The organism is Candidatus Omnitrophota bacterium, assembly GCA_026387175.1.
Classification (GTDB): domain Bacteria; phylum Omnitrophota; class Gorgyraeia; order 2-01-FULL-45-10; family 2-01-FULL-45-10; genus CAIMPC01.
Genome location: JAPLME010000008.1, coordinates 108,453 through 131,893 on the forward strand (window position 1 = coordinate 108,453; position 23,441 = coordinate 131,893).

At 48.1% G+C, this 23,441-nt stretch carries 22 protein-coding genes; all 22 read left to right on the plus strand.

Going from position 1 to position 23,441, the window contains the following annotated elements; genetic code table 11:
* Nucleotides 1-20 precede the first annotated feature (20 nt).
* The 22 genes from gcvT (at nucleotide 21) to NTY76_04935 (ending at nucleotide 23,434) form a co-directional block, all read left to right on the plus strand.
* Entirely contained in the window at nucleotides 21-1,130 is a 1,110-nt protein-coding gene (gene gcvT / locus NTY76_04830; GenBank protein ID MCX5678415.1) for a glycine cleavage system aminomethyltransferase GcvT, read from the plus strand.
* Nucleotides 1,114-1,500: a glycine cleavage system protein GcvH gene (gcvH, locus tag NTY76_04835; GenBank protein MCX5678416.1), complete on the plus strand. Its 387-nt coding sequence runs from the start codon at nucleotides 1,114-1,116 to the stop codon at nucleotides 1,498-1,500. Before gcvT ends, gcvH begins: the two co-directional genes overlap by 17 nt.
* Nucleotides 1,501-2,838 carry an aminomethyl-transferring glycine dehydrogenase subunit GcvPA gene (gene gcvPA / locus NTY76_04840; GenBank protein MCX5678417.1) on the plus strand — a complete coding sequence of 446 codons (1,338 nt, stop codon included), beginning with the start codon at nucleotides 1,501-1,503 and terminating at the stop codon, nucleotides 2,836-2,838.
* Nucleotides 2,829-4,277 carry an aminomethyl-transferring glycine dehydrogenase subunit GcvPB gene (gene gcvPB, locus NTY76_04845; protein MCX5678418.1) on the plus strand — a complete coding sequence of 483 codons (1,449 nt, stop codon included), beginning with the start codon at nucleotides 2,829-2,831 and terminating at the stop codon, nucleotides 4,275-4,277. The genes gcvPA and gcvPB overlap by 10 nt, the downstream gene beginning before the upstream one ends.
* Nucleotides 4,278-4,286: 9 nt before the next feature.
* Nucleotides 4,287-5,108: a lipoate--protein ligase family protein gene (locus NTY76_04850; GenBank protein MCX5678419.1), complete on the plus strand. Its 822-nt coding sequence runs from the start codon at nucleotides 4,287-4,289 to the stop codon at nucleotides 5,106-5,108.
* A gap of 2 nt (nucleotides 5,109-5,110) precedes the next feature.
* Nucleotides 5,111-6,004 (plus strand): lipoyl synthase, encoded by an 894-nt coding sequence (gene lipA, locus NTY76_04855; GenBank protein MCX5678420.1) that lies wholly within the window; start codon nucleotides 5,111-5,113, stop codon nucleotides 6,002-6,004.
* Nucleotides 5,988-6,827: a cobalt ECF transporter T component CbiQ gene (gene cbiQ, locus NTY76_04860; protein ID MCX5678421.1), complete on the plus strand. Its 840-nt coding sequence runs from the start codon at nucleotides 5,988-5,990 to the stop codon at nucleotides 6,825-6,827. The genes lipA and cbiQ overlap by 17 nt, the downstream gene beginning before the upstream one ends.
* 19 nt (nucleotides 6,828-6,846) lie before the next feature.
* A complete protein-coding gene (locus tag NTY76_04865; protein ID MCX5678422.1) occupies nucleotides 6,847-7,662 on the plus strand; it encodes an ATP-binding cassette domain-containing protein in 816 nt (271 codons plus the stop codon).
* Between the two features lie 96 nt (nucleotides 7,663-7,758).
* On the plus strand, nucleotides 7,759-13,377 hold the full coding sequence (locus NTY76_04870; GenBank protein ID MCX5678423.1) for a glycogen/starch synthase: 5,619 nt from the start codon (nucleotides 7,759-7,761) through the stop codon (nucleotides 13,375-13,377).
* A 72-nt stretch (nucleotides 13,378-13,449) separates the two neighbouring features.
* Nucleotides 13,450-13,857 carry an Rrf2 family transcriptional regulator gene (locus tag NTY76_04875; GenBank protein MCX5678424.1) on the plus strand — a complete coding sequence of 136 codons (408 nt, stop codon included), beginning with the start codon at nucleotides 13,450-13,452 and terminating at the stop codon, nucleotides 13,855-13,857.
* A 4-nt stretch (nucleotides 13,858-13,861) separates the two neighbouring features.
* Complete coding sequence (locus tag NTY76_04880; GenBank protein MCX5678425.1) at nucleotides 13,862-14,518, plus strand: 4Fe-4S dicluster domain-containing protein; 657 nt, start codon at nucleotides 13,862-13,864, stop codon at nucleotides 14,516-14,518.
* Nucleotides 14,515-14,766, plus strand: coding sequence for a hypothetical protein (locus NTY76_04885; protein MCX5678426.1), 252 nt, complete (start codon nucleotides 14,515-14,517; stop codon nucleotides 14,764-14,766). The genes NTY76_04880 and NTY76_04885 overlap by 4 nt, the downstream gene beginning before the upstream one ends.
* A complete protein-coding gene (gene hcp, locus NTY76_04890) occupies nucleotides 14,766-16,073 on the plus strand; it encodes a hydroxylamine reductase (protein MCX5678427.1) in 1,308 nt (435 codons plus the stop codon). Before NTY76_04885 ends, hcp begins: the two co-directional genes overlap by 1 nt.
* 14 nt (nucleotides 16,074-16,087) lie before the next feature.
* A complete protein-coding gene (gene tpx, locus NTY76_04895; GenBank protein MCX5678428.1) occupies nucleotides 16,088-16,936 on the plus strand; it encodes a thiol peroxidase in 849 nt (282 codons plus the stop codon).
* Between the two features lie 90 nt (nucleotides 16,937-17,026).
* Complete coding sequence (locus NTY76_04900) at nucleotides 17,027-17,212, plus strand: ferredoxin (GenBank protein MCX5678429.1); 186 nt, start codon at nucleotides 17,027-17,029, stop codon at nucleotides 17,210-17,212.
* 18 nt (nucleotides 17,213-17,230) lie between these two features.
* Nucleotides 17,231-18,904, plus strand: a complete 1,674-nt coding sequence (locus tag NTY76_04905) for a 2-oxoacid:acceptor oxidoreductase subunit alpha (GenBank protein MCX5678430.1) — start codon at nucleotides 17,231-17,233, stop codon at nucleotides 18,902-18,904.
* Entirely contained in the window at nucleotides 18,901-19,743 is an 843-nt protein-coding gene (locus NTY76_04910; protein MCX5678431.1) for a thiamine pyrophosphate-dependent enzyme, read from the plus strand. Before NTY76_04905 ends, NTY76_04910 begins: the two co-directional genes overlap by 4 nt.
* Before the next feature lies 1 nt (nucleotide 19,744).
* Complete coding sequence (locus NTY76_04915; protein ID MCX5678432.1) at nucleotides 19,745-20,440, plus strand: rubredoxin; 696 nt, start codon at nucleotides 19,745-19,747, stop codon at nucleotides 20,438-20,440.
* A gap of 3 nt (nucleotides 20,441-20,443) precedes the next feature.
* Nucleotides 20,444-21,631, plus strand: coding sequence for a flavodoxin domain-containing protein (locus NTY76_04920; protein MCX5678433.1), 1,188 nt, complete (start codon nucleotides 20,444-20,446; stop codon nucleotides 21,629-21,631).
* 24 nt (nucleotides 21,632-21,655) lie between these two features.
* The gene (locus tag NTY76_04925; GenBank protein ID MCX5678434.1) at nucleotides 21,656-22,138 is read left to right on the plus strand and encodes a ferritin-like domain-containing protein; all 483 of its coding nucleotides are present in this window, start codon (nucleotides 21,656-21,658) and stop codon (nucleotides 22,136-22,138) included.
* A gap of 252 nt (nucleotides 22,139-22,390) precedes the next feature.
* On the plus strand, nucleotides 22,391-22,786 hold the full coding sequence (locus tag NTY76_04930; GenBank protein MCX5678435.1) for a class II SORL domain-containing protein: 396 nt from the start codon (nucleotides 22,391-22,393) through the stop codon (nucleotides 22,784-22,786).
* A gap of 3 nt (nucleotides 22,787-22,789) precedes the next feature.
* Nucleotides 22,790-23,434: an HAD-IA family hydrolase gene (locus tag NTY76_04935; protein MCX5678436.1), complete on the plus strand. Its 645-nt coding sequence runs from the start codon at nucleotides 22,790-22,792 to the stop codon at nucleotides 23,432-23,434.
* Nucleotides 23,435-23,441: the final 7 nt, after the last annotated feature.

Here is a 23,441-nt window from a genome sequence, read left to right on the forward strand (position 1 = left end):
TTTTGGTATCATAATACCTTATCATGGACCTCAAGAAGACCCCTCTTATATATGAGCACGAACGTCTGGGCGCGAAACTTGCGCCGTTTGGCGGCTGGCTCATGCCGATACAATATTCCGGTATAATAGCCGAACATGTCTGGACGCGGAGCGAGGTTTCGCTCTTCGATATCTGCCATATGGGCGAATTCGTAATACGCGGCGAGCCTGAGAAGAGCGGATTCAACAATATTGTTACTTTCGATCTAAGGACGCTCCCGATATTCAGTTGTCGTTACGGCTTTACACTGAATGATGCGGGCGGTATCATCGATGATCTGATTGTGTATAGGACGGCGGAGAACGAGTGGATGGTGGTGGTCAATGCCGCCACTATCGATGGCGATGAAGCTCACTTTCGTAAGCATTTATCCCGGAGTACAGATTTTCAGAATGTGTCATCCGCATTGGGGAAGCTGGATTTGCAGGGCCCTCGCTCATTAGATTCATTGAAGAGACTTGCGGGGCCCGGCGTAGCGAACCTTGACTACTATAAATTAGGTTATTTCAATGTTTTGGGCGAAAAAATCATTATCAGCAGGACCGGCTATACAGGGGAACTCGGATATGAGCTCTATATATCCGCCGATAAGGTGAAGGAGCTTTGGAAGAAACTCCTTGCGGATGGCCGAGTAAAGCCGGCGGGGCTTGGGGCCAGAGACACGCTTCGCCTGGAGATGACTTATCCGCTGTACGGCCAGGACATCACGGCCGATACCACTCCGCTCGAGGCGGATAAAGGAAAGTTCGTAGATCTTAATAAAGACTTTATCGGCAAACCTGCGCTTTTAAAAAAAAGCAAGCCGTCGAGAAAGTTGATCAGTTTTATTGCGGAGTCGCGCCGCTCGCCGCGGCATAATTACAGGATATTGGTGAACGGCAAAGACGCAGGTGTGGTCACAAGCGGTTCATTCTCTCCCAGCCTTTCATGCGGCATCGGTATGGGATATGTCGATCTTCCATGCGCTCCCGGGAGCCGGATAACGCTTAAAGAGAATGACGTCGAGATAGGGGCTACGGTAACGAAAGGGCCGTTTTATAAAAAGGGTACCGCAAAAATATCGGAGGATTCGCATGCACATACCGGATGATCTTTTATACACGAAAGAACATGAATGGGTAAGAATCAAAGGTAAGACCGCTGCTATCGGCATCACCGATTATGCTCAAGGGTCATTAGGTGATATCACATTCGTAGATATAGCTAAAGCGGGAAATGCCATTGAGCAGTTTAAACAATATGCCACGGTCGAGTCGGTCAAGGCGGCGTCCGATGTGTATGCGCCGGTATCCGGCAAGATTTCAAAGATTAACGGAGAACTTGCCATCCATCCGGAGCTTGTCAACCAGTCGCCGTACGATAAAGGCTATTTCGCGGTAGTTGATATAAATAATGACAAGGATCCCTCGAGGCTCATGTCTGCCGCAGAATATAAAAAATATGTAGAGGGATTGTCTTAGATGAACTATGTCCCGCATACCGACAAGGATAAGGCCGATATGCTGAAGGCTATAGGCGCCAAGTCGGTCGAAGACCTGTTTAAAGATATCGCTCCGGCGCTTAGGCCGAAATCGTTCGATATCCCCGAAGGTAAATCGGAGTTCGAGGTCTGCCGCTACATTAAGTCGCTTGCCTCGAAGAACGCCACAAACCTTATCAGTTTCCTGGGCGCCGGTTTCTACGATCACTATATTCCCGCGGCGGTCGATGCTCTTGCATCGAGGTCAGAATTCTATACCGCATACACTCCGTATCAGCCTGAGTCGTCTCAAGGATGGCTTCAGGCGATCTATGAATATCAGACAGCCATCTGTGAACTTATGGAACTCGATGTCTCCAATGCGTCGCTCTACGACGGTGGAACGGCGCTCTATGAGGCCGCCATGATGGCGGTAAGGCTCACCGGGCGGAAAAAGATCATCGTGGACCAGGGTGTAAACCTTATTTACCGGACCATGCTCTACACCTATACGTCCAACCTGTCTATAGAATTTGTTGAAACGCCGGTCGTTCACGGCCAGAGCTCCCGCGAAGCGGTATTGAAACATCTTGATAGCAATACCGCCGCTGTTATACTGCAGAATCCTAACTTTTTCGGCGCAATCGACGATTATACCGATATAGTGAAGAAGAGCCACGAGGCAGGCGCTATCGCCATACAATCGGTATATCCGATATCGATGGGCATGCTTAAAACTCCCGGCGAGATGGGATTCGATATCGCCACCGGCGAAGGGCAGAGCCTTGGGATACCGCTTTCATTCGGCGGGCCGTATTTAGGGTTCATGGCCGCCAGAAAAGAGCATGTCAGGCAGATGCCGGGCAGGATAGTGGGCGCAACGGTCGATATGGACGGGAAGAGAGGATACGTGCTTACTCTGCAGACGAGAGAGCAGCACATAAGAAGGGAAAAGGCGACCTCAAATATCTGTTCCAACGAGGCGCTCTGCGCCTTGCGCGCGGTCATATATCTTTCGCTTATAGGCAAGACGGGATTAAAGGAACTGGCGCAGCTTAATCATGACAAGGCGGAATTCGCCAAAAGCGTCCTTGAAAAGATATCCGGGGTGACGGTGAAGAGAAGTTCGCCGACGTTTAATGAGTTTACCATATGCCTTCCGAAGAATGCCGATGATGTGGTACACAAGATGGTCGAGAAAGGTTACGCGGCAGGTTTTCCCTTGGGCAGGTTTTATAAAGGAATGGAAAATTATCTTCTCTTAGCGGTGACCGAGAAGAGGACGAAGGAAGATATCCTCAAGTTCGGGGATAGCCTGGAGGCCGTATTATGCGACTGATCTTCGAGAAGAATGTAAAGGGCCGGCGCGGCCTTAAGATCCAGGCATCCGACGTTCCGGCGACTTCCGCGCTGGAGGCTAAATATCTCCGGAAAGATCCGCCGGACCTTCCGGACATTTCGGAACTCGACGTAGTGCGCCATTACACGAATCTGTCACGGCTCAACTTCTCAGTCGATACTAATTTTTATCCCCTGGGCTCCTGCACGATGAAGTACAATCCGAAATTCACCGAAGTTCTCGCGGGCCTGGAAGGTTTCACCGCGGTCCATCCTCTTCTACCGCAGCTTTCAGGCGGCGGCATCCTGACGCAAGGTTCTCTCGAAGTTATCTATAATACAAAAAAACTTCTTTGCGAGATAACGGGTATGGCCGGGTTTACTATGCAGCCGCTTGCCGGAGCTCATGGGGAGTTGACGGGCGTTATGCTGATAGCCGCCTATCACAGGCACCACGGATTGCGGAGGAAGTATGTTATAGTTCCGGACTCTTCACACGGCACAAACCCTGCGAGCGCGGCGATAGCCGGTTATCAGGTCATAGTGATACCGACAGATAGCGATGGTTACATGAATATAGCGGAGTACAAGAGGCGGCTGAACGATGAAGTGGCCGCGGTCATGCTTACGTGTCCTGACACTCTGGGCATATTCAATCCACGTATTAAGGAGATCACCGATCTTGCGCACGACGTGGGGGCGTTGATGTATTATGATGGAGCGAATCTGAACGCCGTTCTGGGCAAGTGCCGCCCGGCGGATATAGGGTTCGATGTAATGCACATTAACCTTCATAAGACATTTGCGACACCTCATGGCGGCGGCGGCCCGGGATCCGGACCGGTAGGCGTGTGCGAGAAGCTGATAGATTTTCTGCCGATCCCGCGCATAGTTAAGCGCTCCGACGGCACATTCGCCCTCGATTATCACAGGCATAAGTCCATAGGATATATAGCGCCGTTCTACGGCAACTTCGGCGTAATATTGAAGGCATATGCCTATATGCTTTTATTGGGGAAGAAAGGCCTTATAGAGGCATCGGAATCCGCGGTCCTCAGCGCCAATTATTGCAGGGTAAAACTTAAAGGCCATTACGATATACCTTTCGACAGGATATGTATGCACGAATGCGTCCTATCCGCCTCGAAACAGATCAAAAACGGCGTGCATGCCCTCGACATCGCCAAATATCTTATCGATATGGGGTATCATCCTCCTACAATATACTTCCCGCTGATAGTCAAAGAGGCGATCATGATAGAACCCACAGAGACAGAATCTAAAGAGACGCTCGATGAATTTATCGAAACGATGATAGCGATAGCCAAACTCGCCGAGACAGATCCGCAAGCTGTAAAGCGCGCGCCGCTTACAAGGTCCGTGAAGAGGCTCGATGAGACTAAGGCGGCCCGAGAGCCTAACTTGCGCTGGCGCGCCTAGAGTCAAAAGATGAGCGTATCCTGGCGGATCATCGATACCGGGCCCATGGATCCTGCCGCTAACATGGCATTCGATGAGGCTATCCTGCAGGGATATCAATGTCATTCTTCTCCTCCGACGCTGCGTATTTACGGATGGAAAAATCCGGGCCTTTCGCTCGGGTATTCACAGGATCCTGAGCAGGAGCTCGATATCGAGTTCTGCCGAAAGGTATCGATGCCGTTCGTGAGAAGGATTACGGGCGGCGGGATCATATTACACGGTAACGAACTCACCTATAGCCTTGTCTGTTCAAAGTCCGACCTTAGCATTCCCGCGCATGTATTGTCATCATATAAGATCATCTCTTCGTTCTTGATTGCATTTTATAATGCCTTAGGTATAAAGGCCCGGTTTGCGTGCGATGTCGTGAAGAATGAAACGCTTTCGGAGCCTTCGGCAATATGTTTTGCGGCAAAAGAGAAGTATGATATAGTTTCAGGCGGTAGAAAGATAGGCGGCAGTGCCCAGAAGCGGACGCGCGGCGTAATATTTCAACACGGCAGTATTCCTTTCAATTTCGACAGGGGGCGGGCCTTGTCCTTTTCGAGAGCGGAGCTTCCTCGCGGTAGTGAATACGATGCGGTCTGTCTGGAAGAAGTTCTGGGCCGTGGTGTTAATGCGGCAGATATGTCTAAGGTCATGATAAGAGCGTTTACAGAGTCATTCGATATTAGGGCCGAGGTGGGCGGGCTTTCAAGCGCAGAAGAAGAGTGTTTCTCGAAGCTGAAAACGATGAAATATGAAAGCTCCGATTGGAATTTTAACAGGATAGATAGGTTGCGAGCATAATGATGGATAGAATAGAAAGAAATATAAAACGGCCCTTCTGGATAAATAAAAAGATCAATCTTAGAGATTGCGCCGATGTGAAGAAGAAACTCGGTAGTCTGGGTCTCAATACCGTCTGTGAAGAGGCGCTTTGCCCGAATATAGGGGAGTGTTTCTCTAAGGCTCAGGCCACGTTTCTTATCCTGGGAAAGATATGCACCAGGCAGTGCTCATTTTGCGGAGTGAAAAAGGGCTCTCCGTCACCGGTCGACCCCGATGAGCCCGCGAAGGTGGCAGATGGGGCGCGGCGACTGGGCCTGAGACATGTGGTTATAACAAGCGTTACGCGCGACGACCTGCCAGACGGCGGAGCGCAGGCCTTTATCGATACCATATCGTGCCTGCGCAGGCACGAACGGAAAATCGTGATCGAGATATTGACGCCCGATTTTAATTTTGACAAATCCGCGATACAAAATGTAGCTATGGCCGAGCCGGATATCTTCGCTCACAACATAGAGACTGTGCCGCGGCTGTATATGGAAGCGCGTAACGGCGCGGATTACGACAGATCGCTCAGGGTGCTATCATATATAAAGGAATGCGATAATGCCATGCATGTGAAATCAGGCATCATGTTGGGCTTGGGTGAGCGCGAGGATGAGGTGCTTAGCACCTTCCGCGATATCGCCGGAACCGGATGTGATTTTTTAAGTATCGGGCAGTATCTCGCGCCAAGCAAGAATCATCTGCCGGTGAAGGAGTACGTATCTCCCGATAGATTCAAGCGGTACAAAGAGGATGCATTGAAAGCAGGTTTTCGCCATGTCGTAAGCGGCCCATATGTACGAAGCTCGTATTCGGCATCGGAATATCTGGAATCGGAAGGGGCACCGGTCAATGGCAGCTGTCAATAGCAACAGGTTCATAGAGCGGTCGATTTCCGGTACGGTCTCTTTCTTGAAAGAGTCCGTCTTTTCGGATGAATACGCATCGAGAAAAGGCCTCCTGCAGTCCATTGATCCGAGGATGAAGCTTGTGACATTCGCGCTCTTGCTCCTGACGGTCTTGTTCACTAAAAGTATAGCAACGGTCTTTTATCTTTATGTCGTATCGCTTATATTTACCTATTTATCGAAGATCGATCTGGCCTTCTTCCTTAAGAGAACCTGGATATTCATTCCGCTATTCTCTCTCTTTATAGCTATTCCGGCGTTATTCAGTGTCTTCACTCCGGGGGAGACGATATCGGGCTTTAACGTCTTCGGATTACACTTTATTATTACGCGACAGGGATTATACGGCGCTTCATTATTTATTATGCGCGTTATAACTTCCGTATCTTTTGCTGTACTACTTAGCATCACCACGAAACATTTTGAACTTTTGAAGGTATTACGCATATTCAGGGTGCCTCAAGTCTTTGTTATGATACTGGGGATGTGCTACCGGTACATCTACTTATTTGCAGAAGTTGTAGAAAATACTTACCTCGCGATAAAGAGCCGCGTGGGGACAGCGATGCATTACAAGAAAGGCCAGCATATCGTAGCATGGAGCATGGCATCGCTCTGGTATAGGTCGTACCGGTTTAATGAGGAAGTGTATAGCGCGATGCTCTCGAGAGGGTATAGGGGAGAGCCCGTCATCTTCAATGATTTCAGGATGAGGTCAAGGGATTGGCTGTGGTTAGGTTTCGTGGTAATAATATGCGCTGTGCCCATATATCTGGCGCGTTAAAATAAAGGCTTGATGGATCATGAGTGATGCTGTATTTCAGTTAAGCGATATTCACTTCTCGTACCTTGGAAAATATCCGGCTCTTTGCGGGATAGACATGACGATCGAGAAGGGCCAGAAAGCGGTGATCATCGGCGCAAACGGCTCCGGCAAGTCAACACTTCTGCATATGCTCGATGGGCTCATATTCCCCAACAGAGGCACCATTACGGCTTTCGGCAGGGCGATGAGCGAAGAGGTGTTTAGCGATCAGGAGTTTTCTCGGGATTTCCGCAAGAAGGTCGGATTTGTATTCCAGAATCCCGATGTTCAGTTATTCTGCCCCAGCGTAAAAGAAGATATTCTCTTTGGGCCGCTCCAACTTAAAGAAGATAAAAAAGAGATCGAAAAGCGCCTTGAGAGGCTCATCGACATTTTGGACATTAAAGAGTTGCTCGACAGGTCGCCTCATCAGTTGAGTGTCGGTGAAAAGAGAAAGGTTACGATAGCCTCGACCCTGATCATAGATCCTGAAGTGCTCCTTCTGGATGAGCCGACGGCCGGACTCGACCCATTGACCACCAGGCATATCATGGATTTTCTTATCAATGAGAACAAAGCCGGAAAGACGATAATCACATCCACGCATGACCTGCATATCGTCGAAGAGATAGCGGATAAGGTCCTTGTATTCAGCCGAGATAAAAAGATAGTGAAGTCCGGATCCCCCGAAGAGATATTGAAGGATATGGCGCTTCTTCAGGAGCATAACCTGGTGCATATACATGCGCACAGGCATGACGGCCGGACACATGTCCACCCGCACGAGCACCCCAGCCATGATCATACTCACTGATCATCTAGTTAAATTATAAAAAAGTTATATTTAGGCTATTGCTATATGGTAAATTGTACTATATACTATATAGTACAATAAAAAGGTAAATCATGTATGATTATCCATTCTGTCAATAAACAGACCATATTAAATAAGATAATATCCCTCATAATGGTAGGGATATTTTGCTTTGCCAATGTCACCAGTTGGGCTGACCAGGCTTCTGACTCGACACTGGCACCCGCTTTATCTACCCAGCGACCGGAATTCCGTCAACGATTCTCCACAGCCGGAGCGCTTTTATCAGAAAATGCAGCTAACGCATACATTAGAAATCAGATAAAGAAGTTGAATATTAAGCCGGAGCTATATAAATATGAGTTTGAGACAAAAGAAGAAGTTTTGCTTGTGGTGATACCCGAGTTATTAGTAAACACCGGACAGTTTGCTCATATCGGCCTGGGCAGGTATTATGGAGAACCCGTCATATACATCGACAGTGAAGTTAATAATTATGAAGAGGACCGTAATGTTGTCCTGAAACACGAAATAGAAACTATACGAGAATTCGAAAAGATAAGAAGAATGATATCTCAGGCTACTGATTCAGAGATAAGGGCCAACGAAATGAAGGATGAGATCATTAAGTATCTTGATTTGCCGGATCCCAGGTTGGCAAATACAGAATATGAGGGCCGAACTTATCGCGAGATAGAAAGAGAGGTTCACGCTAAAGCAGAACCACTTGATAAAGTATGTGAAAAATATTCCCATAAGGTAAATATCAATACTGAAGATATAGCGGGCCTATTGTCGTTATACGGAGAGGATCCCGCCGATATATATTATGATCCGAAAACCAGCGGATCCCTAAACATAGCTGCCGGGCCCAGGGCAGTAGCCGAAGATAAGAATTTCTCAGTTCAGGATACAAATACTAAGGGGGGCTTGGGCGCTTACACCGGAGACAAGTATGAGGGCCTCTCCGCTATGAATGATAAAGGGAAAGAACCCGATGGCAGGAGTTGGATCATGGATAATGCGCCTGACTTGAGGGGAAAATTTCTCGTGACGCTTTCGATGGAGGGGAATATTCCTGAGGCCGGAGATGACGATGAAGCTGTAATTCCGGAATATGATAATCCGGACGTGGAAGGTTTTCTGGCAATGGGGATACAGCCCGGGTATTCTCACGTTCTGCATGATGGTAAAAAGATAAAGACCGATTACAGGCATCTGGTCAGGGCAGGAGTGTTGGAGCCGGTATTTGTAGGTAAAAATTCCATAAAGGTCCGGGCCTGGGAAGAGGATCCTAATGCTTTAACCTTGGATGAGGCAGATAATGATCCTAATAATCCGCTTATAAAAGTGGATGTATATAAGATTAATAGAGGCGGTACATGGTGCTATCTTCTCATGTCCGAGGTCTTCGATATACTGTACCCGGATCAAAGCTTATACGAAGGTAGCGGAGACGAGAAGATGATGAGGGGCAAGAGGCACAGATTTACGCAAGAGGTCGTCTTCGGTAAAGCCGCATTTGAGATAATAAAGAAACTTGACCGAAGACCCGATATACTTCATCTGAATGAAGCTCATACGGTTGTTGCCGCCGCGCTGATGCGTGCCGATAAGTCCTATGATAATACGGCGATAGTATATACTAACCATACTCTGGTCCCCGCCGGCCTGGAGAGATTCTCTACAGGAGTGATGAATACGGATGTAGACAGGATGACATATGTGCTCGGCTTTCCCGACGACAAAAGGGAGAAGAAAAAATTTGAAAAGTTCAGGTCCATGTTTGTCAAGACCGACAGACAAGGGCATGTCTACGTAGATTTTTGCCATGCGGCATTCCAGCTCGCCGATGTCATTAATGCCGTCAGTAATGAACATGCCAAGGCGACAGTAAAACTGTTCAAGATGATGTATGGCGACGAATTCAATAAACCCGTTATAGGGATATTGAACGGCTCCGGCGTGAGTTGGAAGTCAAAGGCTCTCAGCGAGTGGGAAGCGAAAGCCCCTCCTATTGCCGAAGCAGAAGATATATGGATGGATAAACTATGGGATATCCATGAAGAGAACAAGGCAGAAGCATTTGAAGAGATCAAGAATAGGACAGGTATATCGTTCGATCCCGAAAAACTGACGTTTTGGGCTGTCCGGCGGCTGGTAGATTATAAGAGCCAGTATCCGATGCTGAAATTCCTGGTCCATCTTATGACAGCGGACAGGAATGTTAGTTTCACTCGCGATGAACTGAGGGATACGTGGTTTCGGGACATAAGCGATCTGGAAGAGAATTACAGGAATAATGATTTTAACACAAAAACCATTGTTGATACTACCCTGGACAAGATATTTAATTACGGCGCGCGAAAAACGGTCAATGGATTGGGTGCGCAGGTTGTTGTAGGATGGCCGCCTCCCGCATACGAAGAGTTCTGGGCAAGTGAGTTCAAGAGATGGGAGAGCTTGCCGGACCTCGCTGGCCGATTTGCGGCAGTTGTCTCGGACTCGAAGTTTCTGAAGATGCAAGGGACATCGTCCGATGTCACCATAACGTCTCCCCGTCCGCTTGAAGAAGCCGCTGGCACTTCAGATCAGCGGACAGCCCTGAACGCAGGAGTCAATATATCGATAAAGGGTGCCGGGCCGGTAGAATGGATGGAGGACTATGACGAAGTAACCGAAAAAGGGAGCGGTTTCTTCATAGGCGCATATGTTAACGAAACAGGCGATGGGTTATCGGCGGATTCTAGGAAATTCTATCATGAAGCGCCCGCTGATATATTTGAAAAATCCGAAATAGCGTCCAGGCTGTTTTATGAAGATGGTAAAAAGAGATGGCGCCGCTTAATGTTAAATTCCTACAAGCGTGCCAATAAAATCGTTACCGCGCGTGCTATGGAGGAGAGATATGCGCTGGATGCGTATGTGCCCGCGATCATGGCAAGGCAGAATACCAGGATAATATCAGAAGTGGCTTTGAAGAACTACCGCGATGAAGAGCATAATCTATCCGGTCTCAAGGCCTTGCAAAAAGACCTGCCATTTATGACGGCGGCCGGTGTCAAATATGTGTATTTACTGGGCCTTATGAAGAATAACGGTCACCCATTTGAAATATTGGATCCTAAGAATATCGATAATCGGGTGGGATCAGTTGCCGACCTGAAAGAGTTCATAGATATGGCGCACCAACCCCGTCATGGCATAAATGTTATTATGGACTGGATCGCCAATCAACACGTAGCTAAAGACAGTGACATTTGCCGGGAGCATCCCGAGAGATTCTTATATACGAATGTCAGTGATGGCAATTATGGTTTGGATAGGGAAGTAAGGCCCTATCGAGGAAGCTCTATGCCTAAGGATGAGTTACTCAGGCGCATAGAAGTCGGAAGGAAGCTGAATGAAATAATATCAAGTATGACACCGGATGAACTGGCGGAAGAGGGGTCGATCGAGATCGACGGTCGCACTATATATTATAAATTGGGGGATGAGGATATAAGAGAGAAGGTAGCCGGCGCGAAGACGCCCTACAGGCCTGTCATAGTTTCCGGAGGAGATGCGCTTTTCCTAGTCTCCGCGACCGACCTGGTATCGTTAAAAGATAAGTTTCCGCGCAGGTGGAGTGCGCTGGCACAGCCGGACCTTTCCAATTCCGATGTGATACGGGAGGCGATCGAGATAGGCCGCTATTGGCTGAAGATGGGAGTGGACGGTTTTAGGATCGACGCGGCTATGGCTACATTTGCCGATAGAATAAAAAAGAATTGGGGAATAGATGTCCCGGTAAACCTTATAGCTACTTTCGTAGCCGAGATGCGTAAAATAAAACCCGATTGTTACTTAATGATGGGGGATCTTGAGAGGCAGCGGGAACTTCTTGAGCTCGCTGATAACAAGGATTGTTCGGCCTATTCAGATGAATGCAAAGGTTGTATGACAGATGCGCTTACGTCTTATGATAAGACGGCCGCGCTTCTTGCTTACTTGCGGAGTTTGGAAAGCGTGCCACGCGAGGTTCGAGAGAACATGATATATCTTGGCCCGGAGCATGATGCGTTTACTTTTGGAGACGCATGGTCCAACCTGAGCTACCAAGACAGTAATATTATCCATTTTCTCTGCACCTTTCTACCTGGCTACCAACTGATCTTAAACGGCGAGATCTACGGTTCCCGGAATTATCATAACGGTGAAGCGCTTAAAGAACCCCATATTTTGCGCCCGGAAGAAGCGGATCCCGTAACGAGAGAGGTCAGGAAAAAGATATTTTCTCTGCCCAGACAGTATAGGCAATTATTGGATGGAGAATATCACTATTTGGAGACCGATGCCCCCTGGCATGCTCTGGGCATAGCGCGTTTTGACAATGATACGATCGTTATAGGAGCGTTCAACACTACCGCAAATGACGGGTGGGCTACATTTGACATGAAGAGGGTCATCAATATACAGGTTAATCCTCTGGAGATAGATAAGGTGGAATACATTAAGGAGGGAATGCAGCTTAAAGGGGACGGAAAGACGTGGGTAACCGTAAGTTCGAAAAAGATTAAGGCGTCAGACTTGTTCAATGATGGTTTTGGCGTGAATGTGGGACCTAAGGGATGCGAGGTGATACGACTCAAAAAACTGCCAATTAATGCAAGCGTAGGAGCGGTTTCGAAAGAGCCAGTTAAGCCTGAGAGGAAAGGGTCACTCTCAAAGGGGCTGAGATCTTTAGGGGGGGCGGATGCAGAGAGCCGTATATTCAGGGAGAATGCCGTTACCGCCAGGACATTCGCGGAAATGAGAGGCTACTCCTTGACCACTGTGCGTTCAGAATTGAATGATCTGATCACACTGGGCATTGCCAGCGTAGAGAAGAAGGGCAATGCTAACCTATATTATCTGTCGGATCGGCTTGCAATGGCTCCTCCAGGGGCAGCAAATAAGGCGATTAGTAAAATTATAGATCTTTTAGAGACCGGCCTCCACATTAAAGACCCCGCCCGTATACCTGAAAAGAAAATGCCGCTAGTTAAGGCACGGGTAAATAAGATATTGGACTCCTTACCTGCGATAGCCGGAACCAATAGCCTGGGTTCTCAAATGGCCCAGGTTAAGGATCTTCCTGTGAGTGCGCCAAGTCCCGTTGTCAAAAAGTCCATCGAAGAAGATGTTGGGAGAGTTCTCTCGCTATTTTCGGAACTTGCCAAAAAATTTAATGAAGGCATGACTTACGAAATACGATATGACGAAAATAGGCTTTCAGGGTGCCCTCATAGCGAAGAGATACTGGACGCCTATAAACGATTGATCGAGAGACGAATGGGACGCGAAAATAAAGTAAAGTTGATTCCGTCGTTGGGCATGGAGGCGCTAATATCCGTTAAATGCTATAAAGATGAAAAATTGGCCGGAGAAGGTGCTGTCGATATTAATCATGATGTCGACCTTGCCATGCATCCTGTGCGTATCGTATCTCTACTGAATATGGCGTTTGCGGAAGCGCATATAAGGGGAGGCATTACTTACGACCAGATGGACTACTGGGAAAAAGGCCTCATTGCTTTAATTAAATCTGAATGCAAAGCTGTTACAGGTATGGATATATCCGAAGATACGGTGCGTGAATTTATCAAAAACCTGCCGAGAGTAGAGGCCCTTCCAATTGATAGCATAGAAGAATATAACCGCCTTACGGTGCTTAAGCTGCAGCAGTCCGCTTAACGTATATCCCTGATATATAGACTAATAAATTTTTTTCTTGACATAATGATACTAAAATGGTATCATTCTGCCATGAAACTTTTAACAAGAAATGCCGACTATGCTGTGCGCGCGATATGCTGTATGGCATCGAAGCCCGGAAGAGCGGTTACCGTTACGGAATTAACAGACGAACTGAAGATGCCCCGGCCGTTCTTAAGGAAGATACTGCAGAGATTAAATAAAGTAGGAATGGTTAGGTCGGCCAGGGGCAAGGATGGCGGTTTCAGGCTTGCGAAGGATCCTTATAAGATAACCCTCGCTGATTTTATAGAGACGTTTCAGGGGCCGTTCCGCATTAACGAGTGTGTATTTAAGAAGAAGGTGTGCCCAAATACAAAGATATGCTCTCTAAAGCGCAAGATAGACGAAATTGAAGATTATGTTGAAGCTAAATTAAGGTCGGTATCGATAGGCTCCATCTTAAATAAGGAAGCGTAGGATAATGGCAAAGAGGAAGATAATAAAGATAGATGAGGCTAAATGCAATGGCTGCGGGAAGTGCATACTGAATTGCCATGAAGGGGCGATACAGATCATAGATAAGAAGGCGCGCCTTATCGGCGACTTATTCTGCGATGGGCTTGGCGCCTGCATCGGCCATTGTCCACAGGGCGCTATTACTATAGAGGAAAGAGAGGCCGCGCCGTATGATGAGAAGAAGGCTATGGCAAATATTGTTAAGCACGGGTTTTCCGGATGTCCCGGATCGAGAGTTATCGATATGAATAAGGCGGCTGAACTCAAGACGTGGCCCGTCCAGATCATGCTTGTTCCGGTCAATGCGCCGTATTTTAACGGGGCAGACCTGTTGATAGCCGCGGACTGCGTGCCGTTCGCATACGCCGATTTCCACCAGGATATATTAAAAGGCAAGGTGCTTCTCGTGGGGTGCCCGAAGCTGGATGACCTTGCGGTATATAAGGAGAAAATCTCCGCTATAGTAAATAATAACGATGTTAAGTCCATAACATATGCCCACATGGAAGTACCTTGTTGTTACGGTCTCATCAATGTAATAAAAGAAGCGATCGAGAAATCGAAGAAGGCAATTCCTTTTAAGGATATAACCATTACGATAAGAGGCGAGAAGAGAGAATGATATTCAATTGTCCGGGTTCAAGTAGATTCAAACAGCCGAAGGCTGAGATCGTGAAATGCCCGTTTTGCGAAGGAGATGTGGAGATATGGGACGATGAGGCCGGCGCTTCATGCCCGAAGTGTAAGAGAACCGTTTCCCGCAGCGGCGTGCAATGCTGTATAGACTGGTGCAGGCATGCCCGGGAGTGCGTGGGCGTAGAAACTTATAAAAAGTATATGGAGAATAAAAAAGGAAAAGGAGGCGTATGATGTTTTGTTACCAGTGCGAACAGACAGCGGGAGGAACAGGCTGCACAAAAATGGGAGTATGCGGAAAGAATGAAGATGTTCAGAGCCTGCAGGATATATTGTTGTACGGCCTTAAAGGCATAGCGGCTTACGCTTATCATGCCAGAGAGCTTGGAGCAAAGAATGACGAGGTCGACGCGTTCATGCATGAGGCGCTCTTCAAGACCGTTACGAATGTGAGTTTCGACCTTGGCCAGCATCTCGATATGGTGCTTAAGTGCGGAATGATGAATCTGAGAGTGATGGAGCTCCTGGACAGGGCCCACACGCAGAAGTTCGGAAATCCCGTTCCGACAGAGGTCGAGACCGGAACCAGAAAAGGGCCGGGCATACTCGTCACAGGCCACGATCTCCTGGATTTATATGAGCTTTTAAAACAGACTGAAGGAACTGGCGTTGATGTATACACTCATTCCGAGATGCTTCCAGCCCACGCATATCCGGTGCTTAAAAAATTCAAACACCTTGTAGGAAATTATGGCGGAGCATGGCAGGAGCAGAAGAAGGAGTTTAAAGAGTTCTCCGGGGTGCTCCTGGCCACTACGAATTGCGTCCTTATCCCGCCGGATAACACATATCTTGACAGACTTTTCACTATAGGCATTACGGGAATTCCCGGAGCGAAACATCTGAAGACGAGGGACTTCTCGGAGGTCATCCGGAAAGCAAAGTCGCTTCCACCTTTACCGGAAGCGTCGGGTAAGAAGATCATGACAGGGTTCCATCATACCGCCATACTTGGCATGGCGGACAAGATAGTCGCGGCTGTCAAAGCGGGGAAGATAAAGCGTTTCTTCCTCATAGGCGGATGCGACGGCTCAAAGCCCGGGCGCAACTATTATACGGAGTTTGCCGAGAAGGTGCCCAAGGATTGTGTGATACTGACGCTCGCGTGCGGCAAATACAGGTTTAACAAGCTGGACTTCGGGAGCATCGACGGTATTCCGCGCCTGATCGATGTAGGCCAGTGCAACAATGCTTATTCGGCGATACAGGTTGCGCTCGCGCTTTCAAAAGCGTTTAACTGCGGCGTGAACGACCTGCCGCTATCGATGGTGCTGTCATGGTTCGAGCAGAAAGCGGTTGCGATACTTCTGACGCTATTGGCGTTGAACGTTAAGGGCATACGCGTTGGCCCTACGCCTCCGGCATTCATTACGCCAAATGTCTTTAAGGTGCTTCAGGATAAGTTCGATCTTAAATTGATAACCACCGCCGAAAAGGACCTGGACGATATATTGAAAAGAAGCGCTGATATAATAATCTGAAAGAGAGGATGCATATGGCACGAACCGTGATGTTCCAGGGTAACGCGCTCACTCTTGTGGGCAGGATAGCGAAGGTCGGAATGCGGGCCTCTGATTTCAAAGTCGTTTCACAGGAGATGAGAGATGTTAGCCTGTCCGATTTTAAGGGCAGGATAAAGGTGATATCCTCATTTCCTTCGCTCGATACTCCTGTCTGCGATCTGCAGGTGAAGGAATTCAACAAGAGGGCTTCGGCGTTTTCTCAGGATGTAGTCGTTATAGGCATATCTAAGGACCTGCCTTTCGCGCAGAAGAGGTTCTGCAGCGAACATAATATAAATAACGAGCCGGTCCTATCCGATTACAAGACGTCCTCCTTCGGTATAAATTATGGGATGCTTATAAAAGAGCTGAATCTGCTGGCGCGTTCTGTGAGAATTATAGATAAGAACGACATCGTCCGCTATATCCAGTTAGCACCCGAGATCACCAAGCCTTTAAATTATGATGACGCTGTCACGGCGCTTGATGAGGTCATGAAGAACCCGGCATCTGCCGTAAAGGAGGAACTGCCGTCTAAGTGTAAGCCGTGCGAGGGCATAGCGGCGCCTATTCCGAAAGCTGAAATCGAGAAGCTGGCTGCCCGGAACCCTTCCTGGGAGGTAATAGAAGGTAAGAAGATAGTGAAAGAATTCAAATTCAAAGATTTCCCGGAAGCTAAATATTTTCTTGATACCATTTCAGTGATTGCGGAAGAACAGGGCCACCATCCTACGCTTACTTTGATGTATAATAAGCTTAAAATTACGCTCACGACTCGAGCCGCGGGAGGACTCACAGAAAATGATTTTATAATGGCCGGTATTATAGACGGCATGCTTTGATCCGTGTAAATTGTCGAAAAATCCTGAAAAATCTGATATAATGATGCCGTTGCAAAAGTCTAAAATCTTAAGGAAGGAGGGATCGATAAGATGAAAGTAAAGATAGACGCTGATACCTGCATAGGTTGCGGCCTTTGCGTCAGCACATGCCCGGAAGTTTATAAGATGGAAGATGATAAGGCGGTAGTATACGTATCTGTTATCCCGAAGGATGTCGAAGATACCTGTAAAAAAGCTGCCGATGATTGCCCCGTAACGGCAATATTGGTGTCATAAAGGATATAGAGGCGCTTGATGAACGAGTTTTCAGTTCTTATAGGCGGCAAGGCTGGCTTTGGTATAGACAAAGCCAGCCTTATTATTGCCAGCCTTCTGGGCCAGCTGGGATACAGGAGCTATATATATCGCGATTATCCCTCGCTGATCCGCGGCGGGCACACTTTCTCTATCATCAGGGCATCGACAGAAAAGGTGGCTACGTACAGAGATCAGATAGACGCGCTTCTGGCTTTAAATCAGGAGACGGTCGACCTTCATAAAGCGAGACTGAAAGGAAGCGGCATTATCATCTATGATTCCGATTCTGTGAATGCCGGAACGGTTTCCGGCGTCAAGAACGCGATAGGCTTGCCGCTGACAAGCATTATCAAAGAAGAGAAGGCCGGAGAAATAATGCGCAACACCTGTATTATAGGCGCCTTCGCGAAGTCCATATCCATCGAGTGGAATACCCTTGACGCTACGTTCAGAAAGAACTTTTCGAAAGAACTGGACCAGAATTTGAAAGTGGCCAGGAGGGCCTTCGATACCTCGAAAGAATTTACTGCATTGAAGAAATTAGCAAAGGAGAGATTGCCGTTAGTCACCGGTAATGAGGCGGTTGCCCTCGGGCTTGTGAGAGCAGGGCTTAAGAGCTATATCGCATATCCGATGACGCCGTCTTCGCCTATACTGCACTATCTCGCGAACCTGGCGGAAGAGTTCGATCTGAAAGTCGTTCACCCTGAGAGCGAGATATCCGTTATAATGATGGCGCTCGGGATTGTCTATTGCGGCCATAAGGTCGCTGTAGGGACATCCGGCGGCGGTTTTTGTCTGATGACAGAGGGGCTCAGTTTCTCAGGAATGGCGGAGCTGCCTGTAGTGATAGTAATGGGGCAGAGGCCGGGACCGTCGACAGGGCTGCCCACCTATAGCTGTCAGACCGAACTTCAGTTTGTCTTAAGCGCCGGGCAGGGTGAATTTACGCGTTTTGTGATAGCACCCGGTGACGCCGAGGAAGCTTATTATGCTTCACAGCTGGCTCTGCAGATATCATGGAAATATCAGATCCCGTCTATAGTGCTTACCGATAAAGCGATGGCCGAAGGGACTTATAGTTTTGATATAGGTTCGTGCGATGAGATAAAAGAAGAGGCCGCGGCATTATGGGACGGCCGGCCGCCATACAAGCGTTACTCTAATACCGATAGCGGCGTATCGCCTCTGGCGTTTCCCGGTAAGCCCGGCGTGGTGATTAAGGCCAATAGTTATGAACATGACGAGGCCGGTATCTCTACGGAAGATCCGGCCGTTACGGTTAAGATGCAGGATAAGAGGCTTCGCAAAGAGAAATATCTGGCAGCGGAGCTGGAGAATTATGAGTCTGTGAAGGTCCACGGCAATAAGAATTCCGCTACGGCGCTATTATGCTGGGGATCTAACAAGGGTGTCTGCGTCGAGATCGCGAATATGCTGAATTTGAAAGTCATACAACCTGTTATTATGTCGCCTTTTCCGGCAGGGCGGTTCCGCAAGGCGCTCGAAGGCGTAAACAAAGTTATAGCGGTGGAAAATAACGCTATGGGACAGCTCACAAAAGTTATTAATACCTATGGGTTCAATGTCAATGCATCCATATTGAAATATGACGGCAGGGATTTCAGCCTCGAAGAACTGGAAGACAGGGTGAGGAAGGTGATAGGGTGATACTAAACACTAACGCGAAGAACACCTGGTGCATCGGCTGCGGAAATTTCGCTATCTTAAACGCGATCAAGGCCGTTATAAATGAGCTTGTGGCGGAAGGATTGCCTGTCGAGAATATCGTGCTGGTATCCGGTATCGGATGTCATGCGAAGATAGTTGATTACATTGATGTAAATAGTTTCTATTCTCTCCATGGCCGCGTTATCCCTCCGGCGACCGGCATCAAGATCGCAAATCCTCATCTCAAAGTGATAGGCCACTCAGGTGACGGAGACGCTTACGGGGAAGGCATCGAACACCTTATATTCGCCGCCAAGCGCAATATAGATATCACGGTTATCGTGCATAATAACAGGGTATACGGACTGACGACGGGACAATACACGCCGACTTCGCCTGAAGGATACAAGGGGCGATCGACGCCTTACGGCACGAAAGAGATGCCGATGAATCCTCTCGAGATAATGCTGGCCTCCGGTGCGACATTCATCGGCCGGGGCACATCGGGCGCGATGGAATCACTCAAGAAGATCATCAAGGAAGCGATAGCTCATAAAGGTTTCTCGATAGTCGACGTCCTCCAGACCTGCGTCACATATTACAATATGTACGATTACTACGATAAGAGAGTTTACGAATTAAAGGACCACGACCCGTATAATTACGATCAGGCGATAGGTAAGATAAGGGAATGGGACTATAATAAAGACGCCAAGATCCCGATCGGCGTATTTTATAAGAGGGAATCGCCGGTATTCGAAGAGAGCTTTAAGCCTTCCGGCGCCGAGGGCCGCGACAGAAGCAATGGTATAAAAAAGATATTGGCGGAATCCGTCTAATATGGATCCTAACGTTCTGCATAATTTAAGTTACGGGATGTATATAGTTTCGTCCAGTAAAGGGGACCTGTTGAACGCCCAGATAGTGAATACCGTATTTCAGATAACGAGCGACCCCGTGACGATAGGGATAAGCGTTAATAATAAAAATCTTACACATGAGTATATCGAGTCGAGCAGGCGTTTTGCGTTATCGATCCTGGATGAGAAGACGCCGCTGTCATTCATAGGTAAGTTCGGATTCAAGTCCGGCAGGACCGTGGATAAATTTAAAGGCACCAATTTTATTAAACTTACCTCAGGGTGCCCTGTGGTATTGGACAATGCCCTATGCTACATAGAGGCTAAAGTTATTAAGGAGCTGGACTGTTTTACGCATACCCTGTTTATAGGCGAGATGACGGACTCGAAGATGTTAAAGACAGGCAGGCCGATGACGTATGATTACTACCACCAGGAGAAACGCGGAACGACGCCATCGTCCGCGCCGACTTTTATAAAAGAAGAGATGGTTGGAATAAAAAGGGAGGTTACCATGCAGAAGTACAGATGTACCGTGTGTAATTACATATATGATCCGGCTATAGGTGATCCCGACAGCGGCGTGCAGCCCGGGACCGCATTCGAGAAATTGCCGGACAATTGGGTCTGCCCTGTATGCGGCGCGGATAAATCAGAGTTTGTGAAGGAGGGTTAACCGATGGTGCCGGTCGAAATAAAGAAAGGCATCTACTGGGTCGGCGTGATCGACTGGAATATGAGAAGTTTCCATGGACATACTTTCGCGACGAAACGCGGCACCACCTATAATGCCTATTTGATCGTCGATGAAAAGATAGCCCTGATCGATACTGTATACGGGCCATTTGCGAACGAATTAATAGAGAAGATACGGGCCATAGTGCCGCCTGAGAAGATCGACTATGTGATCGCGAACCACGTCGAGACGGACCATTCCGGAGCGTTACCTGCGCTTATGAAGTTATGCCCGAAGACTAAGGTATATGGCACTCAGAAGTGCAAAGAGGGCCTCTATAAGAACTATTATGGCAATTGGGACTTTCAGGTTGTGAAGACGGGCGATACATTGAAACTCGGAAAGCGCACCCTTACATTTATCGAGGCCCCGATGATCCATTGGCCGGACTCGATGTTCACCTATTGCCGCGAAGAAGAGCTTTTGATGCCGAATGACGCGTTCGGCCAGCATCTGGCGACGAGCGAGCGATTCGATGATGAGGTGGACCAGTGCGTGCTGATGGATGAAGCTGCCAAATATTACGCGAATATACTTATCCCGTTCGGAGCTATAATTTCGCGCAAGATCGATGAGATATTGAAGATGAATGTGCCGGTCAATATGATCGCCCCGAGCCACGGTATAATCTGGCGCAAGGATCCGGGGAAGATAGTCAAATCGTATGTTTCATGGGCGGGCAATGAGACGAAGAAGAAGGCTGTGATCGTATACGAAACTATGTGGGGATCGACCGGGAAGATGGCCGTTCGTATTGCGGAGGGGTTGAGGGACACAGGGGTAGAAGTGAAGTTGTATGATATAGCGCAGTCAGACCGGACAGAGGTGGTAAAGGAGCTCCTGGACGCGAAAGGATATATCATCGGCTCATCGACGCATGATAATGACATGCTGCCGTCGATAGCCGCATTTATGTCATTTCTTAAAGGCCTAAAGCCTAAGAATAGAGTCGCTGCCGCGTTCGGTTCTTACGGATGGGGTTCCGGTGCTGTCGCCTCGATAGAAAAAGAGCTTAAAGAAGCCGGTATAGAGATAGCTCAAGCGCCAATAGCTTTTAAGTACGTGCCGGACGACAACGAAAATAAGAAGTGTTACGAATTCGGCGTAGAATTCGCTAAAAAGTGCGGTTAACGGGTAAATAAAAAGGGAGGTAATATGGGTAAGAGAGCCAGAGAGATAACGGGATTGGATGTGAAAGATCTGATAAAGGATCTCGATAAAGCGTATTGCGACGAATGGCTTGCGTATTACGCATGGTGGTACATGGGCCAGGCTGTCGATGGCAAGGGATATGAGGATATGCAGGAGTTCCTGCTGGATATCGCTAAAGACGAGCTCGAGCATGCGACGGAGCTGGCGGAGAGAATAATAGAGCTCGGCGGGCTTCCGACTAATATCCCAACGCTCCTTGTAAAGGGGTCGAACGGCGGTTATCCCGGGGTCATGAAGAGCCTGAGCGATTACGATGAGATCATAAAGATCGTGACCAAAGCCGAGGCGGGCGCGATAGATGTGTATAATAAGCTTGCCAAGAAGACTTTCGGCAAAGATCATGATACATATCAGCTTGCTGTGCATATCCTAGGCGAGGAAATTGGACATGAAGAAAAATTCGAGAACCTCATAGGTAGTAAGTAAATTTTTAAGGACGAGAGAGGGTAGGCGAAAATATCTCTTCTGTATCGTCAGATGGCGGAACTTTCGGGCGATGCTGGAGCGACTTTCTGAAATTCCGATACCTATAGGCGGTTTAGGCTTCACCATCGGAATTTTAGCAACAGCGAGCGAGGAAGCCTATTCCGAGCGAGCGGCAAGCGGAAGCATTGACCGAAAGTAAACGCCGGATTGAGGTGCTTATAAGATATTTTCGCATTAACGAAGGAGGATGATATGGCAGAGCTTAAAGACTTGTTGCAGAGCGCTGACTGGAAGAAGGAGAAGCACGTTCCGGTTATAGATGCCCCGGACAGCGCGAAGAAGGGTGACGTGGTGAAGATATCGGTGACCGTGGGCAAAGAGATCGCCCACCCGAATACGACCGAGCACCATATAAGATGGATCGAGGTCTATTTTATGTCAGACGGCGAGAAGTTTCCGTGCCAGATAGGACGCTTCGACTTCACGGCCCATGGTGAATCGGCTCAAGGTCCCAACACGAGCACGATATTTACGAGCCCGGATGTTGCCCTTAGTTTTAAGACCGAGAAGAGTGGGGTCATAATGGCTTCGTCTTATTGCAATATACACGGCCTCTGGGCGAGCTCAAAGAGACTGGAAATTAAATAGCGCGTGGCATCGTTCGATACCATATTATTCGATGTCGACGGCACCCTCGTTGACGCGACGTCCGACATTGCCAATGCGATGAACCATGCTCTGCGCATGCTGAAGCTGCCAGAACTACCTAAAGAAACTATAGTGTCATACATAGGTGCCGGCGTTAAGTATCTGATAAGGAATAGCATTGGCACCGACGATGATGCGATCATCGAAAAAGGCACGAAACTTTACGTCGACCACTATCTTGCCCATGCGGCTGACGAAACCGTCCTTTATCCGCATGTGACGGATATTCTGGAATATCTAAAGGGCAAGAGAAAATTTATATTTACCAATAGATATGCGTCGTTCGCCGATGTGGCGCTTCGAGCCCTGGGCGTGCGTAATTATTTCGAGGCGATAATAGGCGGGGACGATGAGAACTGCATTAAACCTTCAGCCTGTTCAGTGGACAGGATAGTGAAAAAGTTCGGTATCGATAAGAGCAAGTCTTTGATAGTGGGCGATATGGATATCGACGTAATGACCGGAAAGAATTCCGGCATAAAGACATGCTGGGTTACGTACGGGCTGGGCAAGATAGAAGAGGTAGGCCCTCTGAGGCCGGAATATATAATAGATGATCTGATAGAGCTGAAAGATATAGTAAAATGAGGCCGAT